Source organism: Dactylosporangium sp. NPDC049140 (assembly GCF_040648435.1).
Map to the genome: position 1 here is coordinate 548,120 of NZ_JBEZDS010000002.1, position 13,713 is coordinate 561,832.

Here is a 13,713-nt window from a genome sequence, read left to right on the forward strand (position 1 = left end):
CGCGATGAGCTCCCTGGCCCTCACCCACGCCCGCTTCCGAATCCTCGAGACCATCCGCATCCCGATCGCCGTGGTCGGCGGCGCCTTCTTCCCGGCCGCGTCGATGCTGTTCTTCGTCGTACCCTTCGCCGGCGACAACCCCGAGGGCGCCACGTTCGCGACCGCCTCGATGGTCCTGTTCGCGGTCATGACGAGCTCGTTGTTCACGTACGGCGTCGGCGTCGCCGAGGACCGCGCGCAGCCCTGGGACCCGTTCACGCGCACCCTCCCGGCCGGCCCGGCGGCCGCGTTCGCCGGGCGCATCCTGTCCGGCCTGACCTTCATGGCCATCTCGCTGGTGCCGGTCGTCATCATCGGCTGGCTGTTCACCGCGGCCACCGCGACCGCGCCGGGCCTGCTGCTCGCCCTCGGCGCCGTGGTCCTCGGCGCCCTGCCGTTCACGTTCATGGGCCTCGCCATCGGCTACGCGCTGCCGATGAAGGCCGCCCTCGCCGTCGCCCAGATCATCTTCTTCCCGCTCGCGTTCGGCGGCGGCCTGCTCTCGGCGCCGAACGACGCGCCCGGCTTCGTCGAGACCATCGCCCCGTACCTGCCCACACGCGGCGCGGTCGAGCTGCTCTGGGCCGCGGTCGGCGACTTCCGCGTGTCGACGACCGCGATGGTGTCCCTGGCCGCCTGGACGCTCGCGATGGCGGCCCTGGCCGCCTGGGCCTTCCGCCGCGACGAGGGCGCCCGCTTCAGCTGACGGGGGAGGCGGGCTCGCGGGAGAGGAGCTCGAGCAGGTGGCGTACCACCGGCTCGGGCTCTTCTTCGGCCATGAAGTGCCCGGCGTTCACGGTGTGGTGGCTCAGGTCCTCGGCCCACGCGCCCCAGCGCGCCTTCGCGTCGAAGCCCATCGCGGCGCCCCAGTCCTGCTGCAGCACCGTCACCGGCATGCGCAGGCGGCGACCCGCGGCGCGGTCGGCCTCGTCGTGCTCGACGTCGACCGTGGCGGTCGCGCGGTAGTCGGCGACGATGGACGGGACGGCGTCGCGGGAGGCTTCGAGGTACCGCTGCCGGATCGCCGCCGGCAGGGAACCGTTGCCCCACAGGTCGAGGAAGTGCCCGAAGAACGCGTCGGGCGCCCCGGCGATGAGCCGCTCGGGCAGCGGGGCCGGGGCCGCCATCAGGTACAGGTGGAAGCCGACGATGCCGGCCGTGCCGCGCAGCACCTCCCAGGAGTCAAGCGTCGGCAGCACGTCGAGCAGCGCCAGGTGCGTGATGCGCGACGGGTGGTCGAGGCCGGCCCGGATCGCGACGAGGGCGCCGCGGTCGTGCCCGGCGAGCGCGAACCGCTCGTGGCCGAGCGCCCCGGCGAGCGCGACGACGTCCTGCGCCATGACGCGCTTGGCGTAGGCGGCGGTACCTTCGGGCTTGTCGCTGTCGCCGTACCCGCGCAGGTCCGGGCAGATGACCAGGTGCCCGGCGGCCGCGAGGGCCGGTGCCACGTGCCGCCACATGAGGTGCGTCTGCGGGAAGCCGTGCAGCAGGACGACGGGTCGCCCCTCGCCGCAGACGGCGACGTTGAGCGAGACGGCGGGCGCGACTTCGACGCGACGGTACGAGAATTCCATGCCGCCACCGTGCACCCCCCGGATCAGCAGCCGATCAGCGGCGAATAATCGAGCGGTGACCTCGTTCCGCGTCCTGGGCCCGCTCGAGGCCTGGGATCCGGATCCGGTACCGCTCAAGGGCCCCCGCCACCGCACGATCCTCGCCCGCCTGCTCATCGCCCGCGGCCGCGTCGTGCCCGTGGGGGTGCTCGCCGACGACGTGTGGTCGGGTACGCCGCCGCCGGGCGCCCTGGCCGCGCTCCGCACGTTCGTCGCCGACCTGCGCCGCGCCCTCGAGCCCGGCCGCGCGCCCCGCACGCCGCCGCGCCTGCTGGTGACGGCCCCGCCCGGGTACGCCCTGCGCGCCACCGACGTCGACGCCTGGCGCTTCGAGGAGGCGTTGAACACGCCGACGCTCGCCGCCCTCGACGAGGCCCTGGCGCTGTGGCGCGGGCCGGCCTATGCGGAGTGGTCGGCGGAGCCGTGGGCGCGGGCGGAGAGCGAGCGCCTGGACGAGCTGCACCAGCTGGCGTCGGAGCGCCGGGCCGCGGCCCTGCTGGACGCGGGCCGCGCCGCCGAGGCCGCCTCCGACCTGCGCTCGTTCGTCGCGGCCCACCCGCTGCGCGAGGAGTCCTGGCGCCTGCTGGCCCTGGCCCTGTACCGCTCCGGCCGCCAGGGTGACGCCCTGGCCGCCCTGCGCGAGGCCCGCGCGAAGCTGGCCGCGGAGCTCGGCGTCGACCCGGGCCCGGCGCTGCGCACCCTGGAGACGGACATCCTGCGGCAGTCGGAGCGGCTGGTCGTCGCCGAGCCGTCCGGGCGCCTCTTCGGGCGGGACGACGAGCTCGCCCGGCTGCGCGGCAACGCGTCGGCCGTCGCGATCGTCGAGGGGGAGGCGGGCGCGGGCAAGAGCGCGCTCGCCGAGGCGTTCGCGCGGGAGCGGGAGGCGGGCGGCTGGACGGTGCGGTGGGGGCGGGCCGGCGAGCACGACGGCGCCCCCGGCACGTGGCCGTGGACCGACCTGCGCACCGCCGGCGAGGAGCTCGGCCCGGCCCCGGTGCTGCTCGTCGCCGAGGACGTGCACCGGGCCGACAAGGACGTGGCGGACGTGCTGGCCGCGCTGCCCGGGCGCGTGCACCTCCTCGCGACCGCGCGCGACGCCGACCCGGGCCCGCAGTACACGGCGCTGCTGGCCCGCCTCGCCCGCGCCGAGCCGCTGCGCATCCGCCTCGGCGGCCTCGACGAGCGGGCGACGGCGGCCCTGGCGGGCGAGGTCGTGGGGCGGGCGGTGGAAGCTCAGGACGTACACCTGCTGCGGGAACGCACCGGGGGCAATCCGTTCTTCGTGCGCGAGCTCGCCCGCCTGCTCGCCACCGACGGCCCGGCCGCGCTGCGCACGGTGCCGCCGGGGGTCCGCGACGTGATCCGCCACCGCCTGGCGCAGCTGCCGGAGCCGGCGCGGACGGTACTGCGTCAGGCCTCCGTCCTCGGCCGCGACATCGACCCCGAGCTGCTCGCGGCCCTGGCCGGCGCCGACGTGCTCGACGCCCTGGAGGAGGCGACGCGCGCCGGCTTCCTGACCGACGGCACGCGGTTCGCGCACGTGCTGGTGCGCGACACCGTGTACGGGGACCTGTCCGCGCCGCGCCGCGCGGCCTGGCATCTCGCCGCGGGGGAGGCGGCCGAGCGGGTGTCCCCGGACGACGCGGAGACGCTGGCGTACCACTTCACGGCGGCGGCGACGCGAACCGCGAAGGCCCGGGCGGCCCGGTACTCGGCCCTGGCCGCGACCCGCGCCGAGCGCCGCAACAACCCGCACGAGGCGGCCCGCCTGTGGCGGCAGGCGCTGGCCCACGACGGCGGCTCGGTCGCGGCGCTGCTGGGCCTGAGCCGTTCGCTGGCGGTCATCGGCCACCTGGCCGAGTCGCGGCGCCTGCGGGCCGCGGCGCTGTCGATGGGGGAGCTGGGCGCGTTCGACGTACCGGCGATCTGGCCCCGCAACGACGACGAGGCCCTGTCCGCCACGATCGCCGCGGCCGCGACGAAGGCCCTGACCGGCGCGACGGGCCCGGCCCGGTCGCGCCTGCTGACCGCGCTGGCCATGGAGCTGCGCGGCACCCGGGACGGCCGCGGCGCGGAGGCGGCGGACGAGGCCTACGCCCTGGCCGGCGACGACCCGATGCTGCGCGCCCTGGCCCTCAACGCCCGCTTCCTGCACGCGTTCCCGAGCCCCGGCCGGGCCGCCTTGCGCCGGTCGATCGCCGAGGAGTTGCTGGCCGTGTCGTCCGCCCACGGCCTGGCGACGTTCGAGGTGCTGGGCCACCTGATCGCCCTGCAGTCGGCGTGCGCCCTCGACGATCCGGACCGCGCCGACGCCCACGCGGCCGCGGCCGACGCCCTGTCCGCGGCGCACGCCCTGCCCGTCGTGGCCGTCTTCACGCGGTGGTACGCCGCGCTGCGCCTGGCCGCGGCCGGGGAGGCCGACGAGGCCGAGCGGGCGTACCGGGCCGCGGACGCCGACCTCGCCCGCGCCCAGATGCCGGGCATGCACGAGGGCCTCCTGGGCCTGGCGCTGCTCTCGATCGGCCGCCGGACCGAGGCCGACGACCTGGGCCCGTACGAACCGTGGGCCCGCCCGCTGCTCCTCCTGCGCGCCGGCCGCCCCGGCGAGGCCCGCGCGGCCCTGCGCGCCCTGCCCCCGTCACCGCACGACCTGCTGTGGGAGGCGCGGCTGAGCCTGGCCGCCCGGGCCGCGATCGCCCTGGCCGACGGCGAGTCCCACGCGCGCCTGGCGGCGCAGCTGCGCCCGGCCGCGCACGAGCACGCGGCCGGCAGCGGGGTGCTGACCCTCGGCCCGGTCGCCGCGTACCTCTGACATCATCGGCCCATGGGAGCATCGGGCTGGGACTATCTCGTCCCCTTCGCCGGCAGCGTGGCCACCACCCTCGAACGGCTTCGCGCCGACGTGTTCGCCGCGGGCGACTACTACACCCCGCGCGGCGAGGACCATCCGAAGCCGGCGACCGAGGAAGAGCTGTGGTCGGACGAGTGGGTCCAGGAGAGCATGACGCACTCGATCCTGGACGTCTTCGAGGTCGGCTCCGGCGACCCGACCGGCTTCGAGGCCCTGGGCAAGACCTTCGAGGTGACCGAGGCCGAGTGCGAGCGGATCTTCGGCACGCCCCGCGCGACGCCGGCCGACCTCGCCCGCGGCTTCGACGCCCTCGAGCCGCTGCTCACGATGCGGGGCGTCGGACGCCACGTGGTCGGCTACGCCGACGGCCGGCCCGACCAGGTTCTGTTCTTCGGCTACTCCGGCGACTGAGCGGGTGACGCGATGACCGTGCATGACCTGGCGGGGCGGCTGCCCGGCATCGAGGAGCTCCGCGCGCACTGCCGCGCCCTCGCGACGCTCGACGCGATCCTCTGCCCCGAGTGGGAGTCCCGGCTGTACTCGTTCGACTCGCGCTGGTCGCCCGGCGAGGAGGTGGCCTCGATGCGCGACGGCTCCGGGAACGACTGGTTCATCGCGTTCGGGCGCGGCGGGGCGTTCATGCGCGGGTTTGACCACGAGTCGGCGATGGCGGGCCGGCTCCGGCCCGGGGTCGCCGACGCGGTACCGGCCGTGTTCACCGGGTTCGTGCACGAGCCCGCGTTCGGCTTCCACGACGGCGGCCTCCGCGCCACGTTCTGCCTGTGGCGCGAGACCGCCGACGACCGCTGGCGGGCCGGCGCCGTCGACTTCCCGCCGGGCGCGGACCCCGACGGCTCGGGGCACCTGTGCGAGCTGCTCGTCGACCGCACGCCCGAGGCGTACCGGCGCTACGCCGAGGACTACTTCGAGGTCGACGCCGACCTGTCCGCGATCCGGCGGGTGTACGCGCACGAGCCCCTCACCGCCGGCCTCGTGCGCGCGCTCAACCCCGAGCTGACCGTCGCGGACCTCGAGGCGGACGTGGCCGAGATCGGGTACCGCTAAGCAGGCTCTTCACCCCCGGGTGGCGTGAGCAGCATCACGCGGTCGGCCGGGTGGACGGTTTCGAACTCCTCGGTGCGCACCACGAGCAGCGGCACGCCCTCCAGCAGGTTCAGGCTGCGGCGCTCGTCCGACGTAGGCATCCGCGCGGTGATCTGGGCCGACGGCGGCGCCGGGAGCTGTTCGACCGGCCCCGTCTTGCGCACCACCGAGCGGCGCCCGCGCTCCGTGGCGATAACGCCCTCGCTGCGCAGGACCGCCATCGCGTCGCGCACCACGTCGCGGCTCACCTTGTACTGCAGCGAGATTACGCTCTCGCTCGGCAGCTCCATCCCCGGCCGGAGCTCGCCGCCCTTGATCCGGTCCAGCAGCGCGTCGGCGAGCTGTCGGTACAACGCAAGCGCGGAACGGCGATCGAGCATGGCGAGGACCGTATCACCCACATGGCCATGTGGCCACATACGACCGTGCCAAGGTGTAGACGGCGCAGGCTTGAGCCCCCGAGGTCGGTTGGGTGGTCGGTCCGAAAGTCTCGCGCCGGCTACGGCTTGTGCGGGCAGCGGCGGATCGACACCAGGCGCGCCGGGCGGATCACCGGCTGCTTCGACGAGGCCGGCGCCGTCGTGCCCGCCGTGACGCCCGCGACCGCGGCCAGGTGCGACGACAGCGCCGCGTGCAGCAGGGTCGGCGACGACGCCGGGTTCGGGGCGGCCGTCGACGGGTTCGCGCGGCGGTTCAGCGGCTGGTACGTGCGCTGCTGCGGCACGCGCGGCCGGGCCGGGGCCGGGCGGGCGGCGGCCGGCATCGGCCGCCGCGGGGCTCCGGTGGGGGGTGCGGCGGGGCGAAGGCTCGGCGTCGTCCTTCTCCGGGCGCGTCACGATGAACGCCACGACCGCCGCCACGAGGGCGGGGACGAGGTAGAGAAGGGCTCCGGCGTACTGCTCGGCCACGGCGGCTACTCCCAACGGCCGCACACGTCTGACCTGCGCACCGCTACGGATTCCGCCGCACCCGCCGTGTCATCCGGTCGGGTCTTGCGGCAAGTCCGGGCGGGGTGCGGCTGTGGTGCAAACCTCGCGGTACCACTCGTAGGAGCGCCGCGGCGTCCGCTGCTGGGTGTCGAAGTCGACGTGGACGAGGCCGAAGCGCTGGTGGTACCCCTCCGCCCACTCGAAGTTGTCCATCAGCGACCAGGTGCAGTAGCCGTGCACCTCGACCCCGGCGTCCATCGCGGCGCGCACGGCACGCAGGTCGCCGGCGATGTAGTCGATGCGGAACTGGTCGTCGAGGCCGGGCCAGGAGCAGCCGCTCTCGGTGATCCACACCGGCGGGAGGCGGTCGCCGTAGCGGTCCTTGAGGCCGACGAGCAGCTCGCGCAGGCCGTCGGGGACCACGGGCCAGTCGAAGGCGGTGCGCGGGTACCCGTCGATCTCGAGCCGTGCGAAGGGCAGCGGGTCGCCCTCGGGCGGGGCGGCGATCAGCGACGGGTTGTAGTAGTTCACGCCCAGCGCCTGGATCGGCTGGGAGATCACCTCGAGGTCGCCCTCCATCACGATGGAGTCGACGTCGGCGGTGGTGAGGAACTCGTAGCCGGGCGGGTACTCGCCGAGCAGGATCGGGTCGGTGAACAGGTGGTTCTGCACCAGGTCGTAGATCGCCGCGGCGGTCTGGTCGGCCTCCGAGTCGCTCTTGGGCCACACCGGCGAATGGTTGTTGGCCAGCGTGACCGGGGCGTTCGAGGTGCGGCGCAGCGCCGAGACGGCCAGGCCATGGGCCAGGAGCAGATGGTGTACCACCGGAAGCTGGTCGCTCTGCAGTTGCAGCCCGGGCGCGTGCACCCCCTGGACGTGCCCGAGCGCGAAGTGGATGTACGGCTCGTTCAGGGTGATCCACAGCTTGACCCGGTCGCCGAGGCGCTCGCCGAGCAGCTCCGCGTACTCCCCGAAGCGCATCGCCGTGTCCCGGTTGGCCCAGCCGCCCTGGTCCTGCAGCGCCTGCGGCAGGTCCCAGTGGAACAGCGTGACGAGCGGGTCGATGTCGCGGGCGAGCAGGCCGTCGACGAGCCGCTCGTAGAAGTCGAGGCCGGCCGGGTTGGCGGGCCCGCTGCCGGTCGGCTGGACCCGGGACCAGGCCACCGAGAACCGGTAGGCGCCGGCGCCCAGACCCGCGATCAGGTCGAGGTCGGCCTCCCACCGGTGGTAGTGGTCGCAGGCCACGTCGCCGGTCTGCCCGTCGCGGGTGGTGCCGGCGGTGTGGGCGAAGGTGTCCCAGATGGACGGTCCGCGCCCGTCCTCGGCGACGGCGCCCTCGATCTGGTACGCGGCGGTGGACACTCCGAAGCGGAAGCCCGGCGGGAACGGCGGAAGATCCGGCATAGGGCGCACGCTACCGCGTCGAGGCAAGATTGACCCATGGCACATGACATTCCAGCCGTCGAGCTGGCGCCGGGGGTGAACCTGCCGACGATCGGGTTCGGCACTTGGCAGATCACCGGCCGTTCCGCGTACGAGTCGGCCCGCGCGGCGCTCGACGCCGGTTACCGGCACATCGACACGGCGACCATGTACGGCAACGAGGAGGAGATCGGCCGGGCGCTGCGCGACAGCGGCCTGGACCGCTCCGACGTCTTCATCACCACGAAGCTGCCGCCGTCCCACGCGGGCCGCGAGCGGCAGACCCTCGACGCGAGCCTCAAGGCGCTCGGCGTGGACTTCGTCGACCTGTGGCTCATCCACTGGCCGCCGGCGCGCGGCAAGTCGCTGCCGACCTGGATCTCGTTCCTGGAGCAGCGCGACGCCGGGCGCATCCGCTCGGCCGGCGTCAGCAACTACGACACCGCGCTCGTCGACGAGCTGACCAAGGAGACGGGCGAGACGCCGGTCGTGAACCAGGTCGCCTGGAGCCCGGGCCAGCACGAGCCGCAGTTCCTCGACGACATGCGGGCGCGGCGGGTCGTCGTGGAGGGGTACAGCTCCCTGAAGAACACGCCCCTGAACGACCCGGCGCTGGTCGGGATCGCCGAGCGGCACGGCGTGACCGTGCCGCAGGTGGTGCTGCGCTGGCAGCTGCACCACGACATCGTCGTCATCCCGAAGTCCACCCGCCCCGAGCGGATGCGCGAGAACCTCTCGGTGCTGGACTTCGAGCTGACGAGCGAGGAGATCGAGGCCGTCAGCTCCGTGTGACCGACCGGTCGATCCGCGCCCGCCAGCCCCGCTCCCGGGGCTTGCGGCGCAGCTTGGCCAGGGCCGCGACCGCACCGGCGGCGAGCTCCTCGAAGTCGAAGCCGGTGCGGTGCGTGCCCTTCTGGATGACGAACGCCATCCCGGCGGAGTTGCTCACCGCCCACCCGGGGCGGGTGCCGAGGCGGTGGGCGGCGTTGGCGCCGTACGCCGTGACGAGGCGGATGTCGAACGGGTACCGCACCTCGCCGCCCTCGCGGGTCACCACGATCCGGGCCTGGGCGAGGGTGTCGTCGCGGTTGAACAGGGCCCGCCACCACTCGGTGCGGGGCGCCTCGACGACGACCTCGACGCCCTGCCCGTGCTCGCCCGGGTCCCGTGCCTCGGCGACGAGCCGGACCAGGTCCACGACCCGGTCCGGCCGCGATCGCCGGAACGGCACCCAACTGTCCACGGCGCCAATATAGGGACTTCCGCGCGGTTATGGCGTCGGCGGCGGCGGGTCGAGCACCACGGTCAGCGTCGCGAACGCCGACTTGTTGCCGATGGCGTCGAAGGCCCGCACCTTGAGCCCGAACACGGTCTGCCCGGCCGGGCGGGGCTCGACGTACGTCGTCGCGGTCACGTTGCCGGACCAGTCGGGCCCGTGGAAGACCTGGTACCCGGCCACCCCCACGTTGTCCGTCGACGCCGTCCAGGTCCACGTCACCTGGGTCGCCGAGATGGAGATCCGCAGGTCGGTGGGGACCGTCGGCGAGCGGTAGTCCGAGTTCGGCCCCGGGTCGATGGCGACCGACAGCGACCGCGGCTCGGAGCGGTTCCCGGCGCCGTCGAAGGCGACGATCGAGAAGGTGAAAGAGCCGAAGCCCAGCGGCGGTACCGTCAGCGCCGTGTTGCTCGTCGCGCCGTAGTGGTCGCCGTTGACGTAGACGTCGTACCCGGCCACGGCCACGTTGTCGGTCGAGGCCCCCCACCGGATCGTCGCCGAGCCCGGCGACAGGCTCGGCGGCACGCTCGGCGCGACCGTGTCGGGGGTCCCGCCGGGCGTGATGACGGCGTACGGCGACGCGTTCCCGGCCGCGTCGAGCGCCCGCACCCGGTACGTGATGATCATCGGCGGCGGCATGCCCATCGTGTACTCGGTGCCGGACACCGTGGCCACCAGGTTCGCGCCGCTGTACACCTCGTAGCCCTTGACGCCCACGTCGTCGGTGGACGCGTCCCAGCGCAGCGTGAACGCCGTCGTGCCGACGACGGCGCGCAGGTTCCCGGGCGTCGTCGGCGGCCGGATGTCCGCGGTCGCGGTGACCCCGGTGCAGGAGGCCCCGTTCAGGGAGCAGTTGAGCGGCCCGCCGGTGCCCTGCGCGAGCCACCCGAACCAGGTGTTGCCGCCCGGGGCGACGGTCGCGTTCCAGGACGCCCCGACCGCCACGTAGTGGTCGCCGGTGTGCGTGACGGTGGCGCCCCAGGCATTGGCGAGCGTCGTACCGCTCGGAAGGTCGAACTCGACCCGCCAGGTCAGCGGCGCCGAGGTGCCGTTGTCGATGGTGTACTGCCCCGTGTACCCGGTCGACCAGGAGCTCTGCTTCGTGAACGTGGCGGTGGCCGCACCGGGAACGGCGGCCCGGGCGGGTGCCGCGGCAATCGCGACGCCGACAGCGGCGGCGGCGAACGCCACCAGAAAACGATTCATGTCAATAACTATTGGAGATGACCTGCTCCGGCTCAATGAGGAACACGATTCGGTCCTCGCGCAACGGGTAGGGCCCGCCGGTGTATTTGTACGCGATTCGATCAATGATCTCCCAGGCCGCGTCCCCGTCGACGGTCGCCACGACCCGCCCCCGGATCAGCTCGGTCGAGTTGGGCCGCCCCCGCTCGGTGATGGAAAGTGCCACGCGCGGATCCCGCGCGAGATTGCGAGCCTTACGCGACCGCGGCGACGTGAGCACCGCGATCTTGTCCCCTTCCCACCCCACCCATACGGGCACCGAGTGCGGCGACCCGTCGGGCAGCACGGTGGCGATGTGGGCGATGTTCACGTCGTCGACGAGGCTCATGTGACACACGCTCCCTGGAGTAGGTCTCTTTAGGGAACTTATCAACTAGACTTGGCACATGCAACGCACCCAGTTCTCGGAGATGGCCTGCTCGATCGCCCGCACCCTGGACGTGATCGGCGAGCCCTGGTCCCCGCTGGTCCTGCGCGACGTGTACATGGGGATCAACCGCTTCGACCAGCTGCAGGCCGACCTGGGCATCTCGCGCAAGGTGCTGGCCCAGCGCCTGACGTGGCTGGTGGAGCAGGACGTCCTGGAGCGCCGGGCCTACTCGGACCGCCCGCCCCGCCACGAGTACGTGCTGACGGCGAAGGGCCTGGAGCTGTGCGACCTGCTGATGGCGATGGTGCGCTGGGGCGACCGCTGGACCGCGGGCGAGGCGGGCCCCCCGGTGCTGTACCGCCACCGAACCTGCGGCGAGATCGCCCACGCGGAGCCGACCTGCTCAGCCTGCGGCAAGCCCATGCACGCCACGGACGTGGACGTCCTACCGGGCCCGGGCGCCGCCGTCTAGGTCCGTGACGGCTCAGCACCCTCACGGCCGGGCCGCCGCACCGGCGCCGGCCTCCACAGACCCTCCACATCACCGTGCCCGGGCGCGCGCCTGCCCGGCGGTCGAGGTACCGGCCGGGCAGGCGTGGTTGACGGGTTGTCAGCGGTTCTTGCTGGTCGGCTTGCCGTTCGGCGCTTCCTCGTCCGGCGCGCCCGTCGGCTTGTCGGTCGTCTTGACGTGCTTCTCGGTCGGGGACCGGTCCACGTCGGCGGCGGGCGGTGCCGTGACCGTGACCGGGGTGCCGAAGTCGCCGAACTCCATAACTTCGCGTCGGTCGCTCGTGTCGAAATCGATCTGGAGCCGCCGGACCCGGCCCTGGTCGTCCACGTCCACGGCCCCGGTGAAGGTCTGGGACCGGCCTTCCGGCTGCTTGGCCTCGGCCTTGTCCACCACCACGAACGTGAACCGCTTCCCCGTCCACCCGTCACCGGAGGCGGAGCCGGCCTCCCGGACGTCCGTGGCGGAGCGCAGCCGCCGCAGCAGCGCCTGGGTGTCCAAGGGGAAGAGCTTGACCAGGGCGACGGCCACCGGCGCGGTGTCGAGGCCGCTGTGGGGGTAGGCCGTCCAGGTCGTCGCGCCCTGCTCCCGGACGTACATCAGGTCGCCGATGAACCGGGTCTCCCGGTCCTCCCCGGTCACCGTGATGACGCCCACGCGCTGGGCGGGATCGAAAGCTCCCTCGAAGGCCTTTCCATCGCCGCCGGTACCGTGAAGCCGGTAGCTCTGCTTGTCGATGTTCTCGACCGCGGCGGCCACCTGGGCCTGGGCCGACGGCTCGCCCAGCGGCAAGGCCAGCAGGAGCACACTCACGATCGCGGCGGCCGCGACCCCCAGCGCGACGAGCGGGACCAGCGCCCGGGCCGGCCCCCGCCGCCGCACGGCCGGCAACCCGGCGACCAGGTCCAGGCCCGGCGGGCGGTCTTCGGTGGCTCGCAGGAGCAGTGCGCGAACTTCGTGCTGACTCATCGGCGTCTCCTCGTATCGTTCTGTCACCGGACTCCACTCCCTTCGGCCTCGGACCGGTTGACCGCCGTACCCGGCGGGATCAGCTTCCGCATCGCCTGCAGACCGCGGTGCGTGTGGGTCTTCACGGTCCCCACCGAGCAGCCCATGAGCGATGCGACATCGGTCTCCGGCAGGTCCTCGAAGTACCGCAGCACCAGCGCCGTGCGCTGCCGGCCGGGCAGCCGCGCGAGCGCCCGCCGGACGTCCTCGGCCATAGCGCCGGCCTCCCCGAGGTCACCGGGCCCGGGCGGGTCCGGCAGGTCGGCGCGCGGAACCTCACGACGCCACCGGGCCCGCCACCAGGACCGGTAGGTGTTGACGAGGATGCGGCGCAGGTACGCGTCGGGCGCGCTGGCGGTGTCCAGGCGATGCCACACCCGGTACAGCTTGCTCAGGCAGGACTGCACCAGGTCCTCGGCTGTGTGCCAGTCCCCGGTGAGCAGGACTGCCGTTCTCAGGTGGTGGTCGCCCCGCCGCCGCACGAAGTCGACGAAATCCTCGTCCATCGGGTCACCTCTCGTCGATGAAACCACCCCTGACACTCCCTGAGTGCCGGGCGAGGTTGACCACCGAACTACGGCAGTGACACGTGTCGAGGCCGCGATGGCCAGAGCGCGCCCGCGCCGGCAGCGTCTGAGGAGTGGGCTGCGTCCGGTTTCGCACCGTCCTCAGGCGTGCGTGGCGGTTGCCGTAAGCGTTGCCGTACGGACGCTGGCCACGTCGCGCGCACCGCCTGGCCGAGGCGCTGGTCATGGCCGCCGAAAGTCGCCCGCCGTTCCGGGCGGGGGGATTCGCCGCCGTTCCTGGAGCGCGTAGCACACATTTCCATCGTCGGGGCCACCTCAATGGAGCGGTTCTGCCGCGGGCGGTCAGACCGTTCCGGCCGGTGCAGCCCGGCGACTACCCTTGTTTGGAAGGGGGTGATCTCGATGCCCAGATTCCTCATCGAGGCGACTTACACGCTCGACGGACTCCGCGGACTCATGCAGGATGGTGGCAGCGGGCGGGTCGAAGCGGTCGGCAAGATGGCCGAAAGTGTCGGCGGCCACCTTGAATCGTTCGACTTCACATTCGGCGAGCAAGACACGCATGTGATTTGCGAACTGCCCGACAACAAGTCCGCCGCCGCCGTCGCTTTCGCGATCGGCGCATCCGGTGGAGCTACCACCAGGACCGTGGTGCTGCTCAGCCCTACAGAGGTCGACCAAGCGGTTCGGCAGGCTGTCGAATACCGCGCGCCTGGCGCCTGATCGGGCGATGAGCCTCTACGGGCGTCCTGGGCCGCGGTCAGCCAGGACATGAGCGCCGACTACGACCCGGCGGTCGCCGACGACATGCTCACCGTGAT

At 73.3% G+C, this 13,713-nt stretch carries 16 protein-coding genes; 7 read left to right on the top strand and 9 right to left on the bottom strand.

What is annotated here, in order from left to right; translation table 11 throughout:
• The first annotated feature begins 4 nt into the window (after positions 1 to 4).
• The gene (locus tag AB0B76_RS06215) at positions 5 to 745 is read left to right on the top strand and encodes an ABC transporter permease (RefSeq protein ID WP_360370125.1); all 741 of its coding nucleotides are present in this window, start codon (positions 5 to 7) and stop codon (positions 743 to 745) included.
• On the opposite strand, the gene AB0B76_RS06220 is transcribed toward AB0B76_RS06215, so the two are convergent.
• On the bottom strand, positions 738 to 1,613 hold the full coding sequence (locus AB0B76_RS06220; protein ID WP_360370128.1) for an alpha/beta hydrolase: 876 nt from the start codon (positions 1,611 to 1,613) through the stop codon (positions 738 to 740). The genes AB0B76_RS06215 and AB0B76_RS06220 overlap by 8 nt on opposite strands.
• Before the next feature lie 55 nt (positions 1,614 to 1,668).
• Between AB0B76_RS06220 and AB0B76_RS06225 the strand changes: the two genes are divergently transcribed.
• Genes AB0B76_RS06225 through AB0B76_RS06235 form a run of 3 tightly spaced genes read left to right on the top strand, consistent with a single transcriptional unit; the run spans position 1,669 to position 5,568 of the window.
• Positions 1,669 to 4,464, top strand: coding sequence for a BTAD domain-containing putative transcriptional regulator (locus AB0B76_RS06225; RefSeq protein WP_360370131.1), 2,796 nt, complete (start codon positions 1,669 to 1,671; stop codon positions 4,462 to 4,464).
• Between the two features lie 12 nt (positions 4,465 to 4,476).
• Entirely contained in the window at positions 4,477 to 4,914 is a 438-nt protein-coding gene (locus AB0B76_RS06230; protein ID WP_360370134.1) for a hypothetical protein, read from the top strand.
• A 12-nt stretch (positions 4,915 to 4,926) separates the two neighbouring features.
• Positions 4,927 to 5,568, top strand: a complete 642-nt coding sequence (locus AB0B76_RS06235) for a hypothetical protein (RefSeq protein ID WP_360370137.1) — start codon at positions 4,927 to 4,929, stop codon at positions 5,566 to 5,568.
• Here the strand turns inward: AB0B76_RS06235 and AB0B76_RS06240 are convergent.
• The 3 genes from AB0B76_RS06240 to AB0B76_RS06250 form a co-directional block, all read right to left on the bottom strand.
• Complete coding sequence (locus AB0B76_RS06240) at positions 5,565 to 5,987, bottom strand: winged helix-turn-helix domain-containing protein (RefSeq protein ID WP_360370140.1); 423 nt, start codon at positions 5,985 to 5,987, stop codon at positions 5,565 to 5,567. The genes AB0B76_RS06235 and AB0B76_RS06240 overlap by 4 nt on opposite strands.
• Positions 5,988 to 6,106: 119 nt before the next feature.
• Entirely contained in the window at positions 6,107 to 6,370 is a 264-nt protein-coding gene (locus AB0B76_RS06245) for a hypothetical protein (protein ID WP_360370143.1), read from the bottom strand.
• Between the two features lie 214 nt (positions 6,371 to 6,584).
• On the bottom strand, positions 6,585 to 7,940 hold the full coding sequence (locus AB0B76_RS06250) for a GH1 family beta-glucosidase (RefSeq protein ID WP_360370146.1): 1,356 nt from the start codon (positions 7,938 to 7,940) through the stop codon (positions 6,585 to 6,587).
• Positions 7,941 to 7,976: 36 nt separating this feature from the next.
• Between AB0B76_RS06250 and AB0B76_RS06255 the strand changes: the two genes are divergently transcribed.
• Positions 7,977 to 8,750: an aldo/keto reductase gene (locus tag AB0B76_RS06255; protein ID WP_360370149.1), complete on the top strand. Its 774-nt coding sequence runs from the start codon at positions 7,977 to 7,979 to the stop codon at positions 8,748 to 8,750.
• Here the strand turns inward: AB0B76_RS06255 and AB0B76_RS06260 are convergent.
• From AB0B76_RS06260 to AB0B76_RS06270, 3 genes are read right to left on the bottom strand one after another with little or no spacing between them, the layout of a single operon-like run.
• Positions 8,737 to 9,201: a hypothetical protein gene (locus tag AB0B76_RS06260; protein ID WP_360370152.1), complete on the bottom strand. Its 465-nt coding sequence runs from the start codon at positions 9,199 to 9,201 to the stop codon at positions 8,737 to 8,739. The two genes, AB0B76_RS06255 and AB0B76_RS06260, sit on opposite strands and share 14 nt — an antisense overlap.
• A 27-nt stretch (positions 9,202 to 9,228) precedes the next feature.
• A complete protein-coding gene (locus tag AB0B76_RS06265; RefSeq protein WP_360370154.1) occupies positions 9,229 to 10,440 on the bottom strand; it encodes a cellulose binding domain-containing protein in 1,212 nt (403 codons plus the stop codon).
• 1 nt (position 10,441) lies between these two features.
• Positions 10,442 to 10,807, bottom strand: coding sequence for a PPOX class F420-dependent oxidoreductase (locus AB0B76_RS06270; RefSeq protein ID WP_360370157.1), 366 nt, complete (start codon positions 10,805 to 10,807; stop codon positions 10,442 to 10,444).
• 58 nt (positions 10,808 to 10,865) lie between these two features.
• On the opposite strand from AB0B76_RS06270, the gene AB0B76_RS06275 reads away from it, so the two are divergent.
• Entirely contained in the window at positions 10,866 to 11,321 is a 456-nt protein-coding gene (locus tag AB0B76_RS06275; protein WP_360370160.1) for a helix-turn-helix domain-containing protein, read from the top strand.
• 138 nt (positions 11,322 to 11,459) lie between these two features.
• On the opposite strand, the gene AB0B76_RS06280 is transcribed toward AB0B76_RS06275, so the two are convergent.
• Together AB0B76_RS06280 and AB0B76_RS06285 are read right to left on the bottom strand one after the other, a co-directional pair.
• Complete coding sequence (locus tag AB0B76_RS06280; protein WP_360370163.1) at positions 11,460 to 12,326, bottom strand: hypothetical protein; 867 nt, start codon at positions 12,324 to 12,326, stop codon at positions 11,460 to 11,462.
• A gap of 23 nt (positions 12,327 to 12,349) precedes the next feature.
• Positions 12,350 to 12,871 (bottom strand): SigE family RNA polymerase sigma factor, encoded by a 522-nt coding sequence (locus AB0B76_RS06285; RefSeq protein ID WP_360370166.1) that lies wholly within the window; start codon positions 12,869 to 12,871, stop codon positions 12,350 to 12,352.
• A gap of 423 nt (positions 12,872 to 13,294) precedes the next feature.
• On the opposite strand from AB0B76_RS06285, the gene AB0B76_RS06290 reads away from it, so the two are divergent.
• Positions 13,295 to 13,615 carry a GYD domain-containing protein gene (locus tag AB0B76_RS06290; protein WP_360370169.1) on the top strand — a complete coding sequence of 107 codons (321 nt, stop codon included), beginning with the start codon at positions 13,295 to 13,297 and terminating at the stop codon, positions 13,613 to 13,615.
• The last annotated feature ends 98 nt before the right edge of the window (positions 13,616 to 13,713 follow it).

What these genes read in the sequence shown, in the direction of transcription:
- AB0B76_RS06240 (WP_360370140.1), bottom strand. Translation starts at nt 5,987, where the DNA reads ATGCTCGATCGCCGTTCCGCGCTTGCGTTGTACCGACAGCTCGCCGAC.
- AB0B76_RS06235 (WP_360370137.1), top strand. Translation starts at nt 4,927, where the DNA reads ATGACCGTGCATGACCTGGCGGGGCGGCTGCCCGGCATCGAGGAGCTC.
- AB0B76_RS06265 (WP_360370154.1), bottom strand. Translation starts at nt 10,440, where the DNA reads ATGAATCGTTTTCTGGTGGCGTTCGCCGCCGCCGCTGTCGGCGTCGCG.
- AB0B76_RS06285 (WP_360370166.1), bottom strand. Translation starts at nt 12,871, where the DNA reads ATGGACGAGGATTTCGTCGACTTCGTGCGGCGGCGGGGCGACCACCAC.
- AB0B76_RS06250 (WP_360370146.1), bottom strand. Translation starts at nt 7,940, where the DNA reads ATGCCGGATCTTCCGCCGTTCCCGCCGGGCTTCCGCTTCGGAGTGTCC.
- AB0B76_RS06275 (WP_360370160.1), top strand. Translation starts at nt 10,866, where the DNA reads ATGCAACGCACCCAGTTCTCGGAGATGGCCTGCTCGATCGCCCGCACC.
- AB0B76_RS06290 (WP_360370169.1), top strand. Translation starts at nt 13,295, where the DNA reads ATGCCCAGATTCCTCATCGAGGCGACTTACACGCTCGACGGACTCCGC.
- AB0B76_RS06215 (WP_360370125.1), top strand. Translation starts at nt 5, where the DNA reads ATGAGCTCCCTGGCCCTCACCCACGCCCGCTTCCGAATCCTCGAGACC.
- AB0B76_RS06220 (WP_360370128.1), bottom strand. Translation starts at nt 1,613, where the DNA reads ATGGAATTCTCGTACCGTCGCGTCGAAGTCGCGCCCGCCGTCTCGCTC.
- AB0B76_RS06270 (WP_360370157.1), bottom strand. Translation starts at nt 10,807, where the DNA reads ATGAGCCTCGTCGACGACGTGAACATCGCCCACATCGCCACCGTGCTG.
- AB0B76_RS06280 (WP_360370163.1), bottom strand. Translation starts at nt 12,326, where the DNA reads ATGAGTCAGCACGAAGTTCGCGCACTGCTCCTGCGAGCCACCGAAGAC.
- AB0B76_RS06255 (WP_360370149.1), top strand. Translation starts at nt 7,977, where the DNA reads ATGGCACATGACATTCCAGCCGTCGAGCTGGCGCCGGGGGTGAACCTG.
- AB0B76_RS06245 (WP_360370143.1), bottom strand. Translation starts at nt 6,370, where the DNA reads ATGCCGGCCGCCGCCCGCCCGGCCCCGGCCCGGCCGCGCGTGCCGCAG.
- AB0B76_RS06230 (WP_360370134.1), top strand. Translation starts at nt 4,477, where the DNA reads ATGGGAGCATCGGGCTGGGACTATCTCGTCCCCTTCGCCGGCAGCGTG.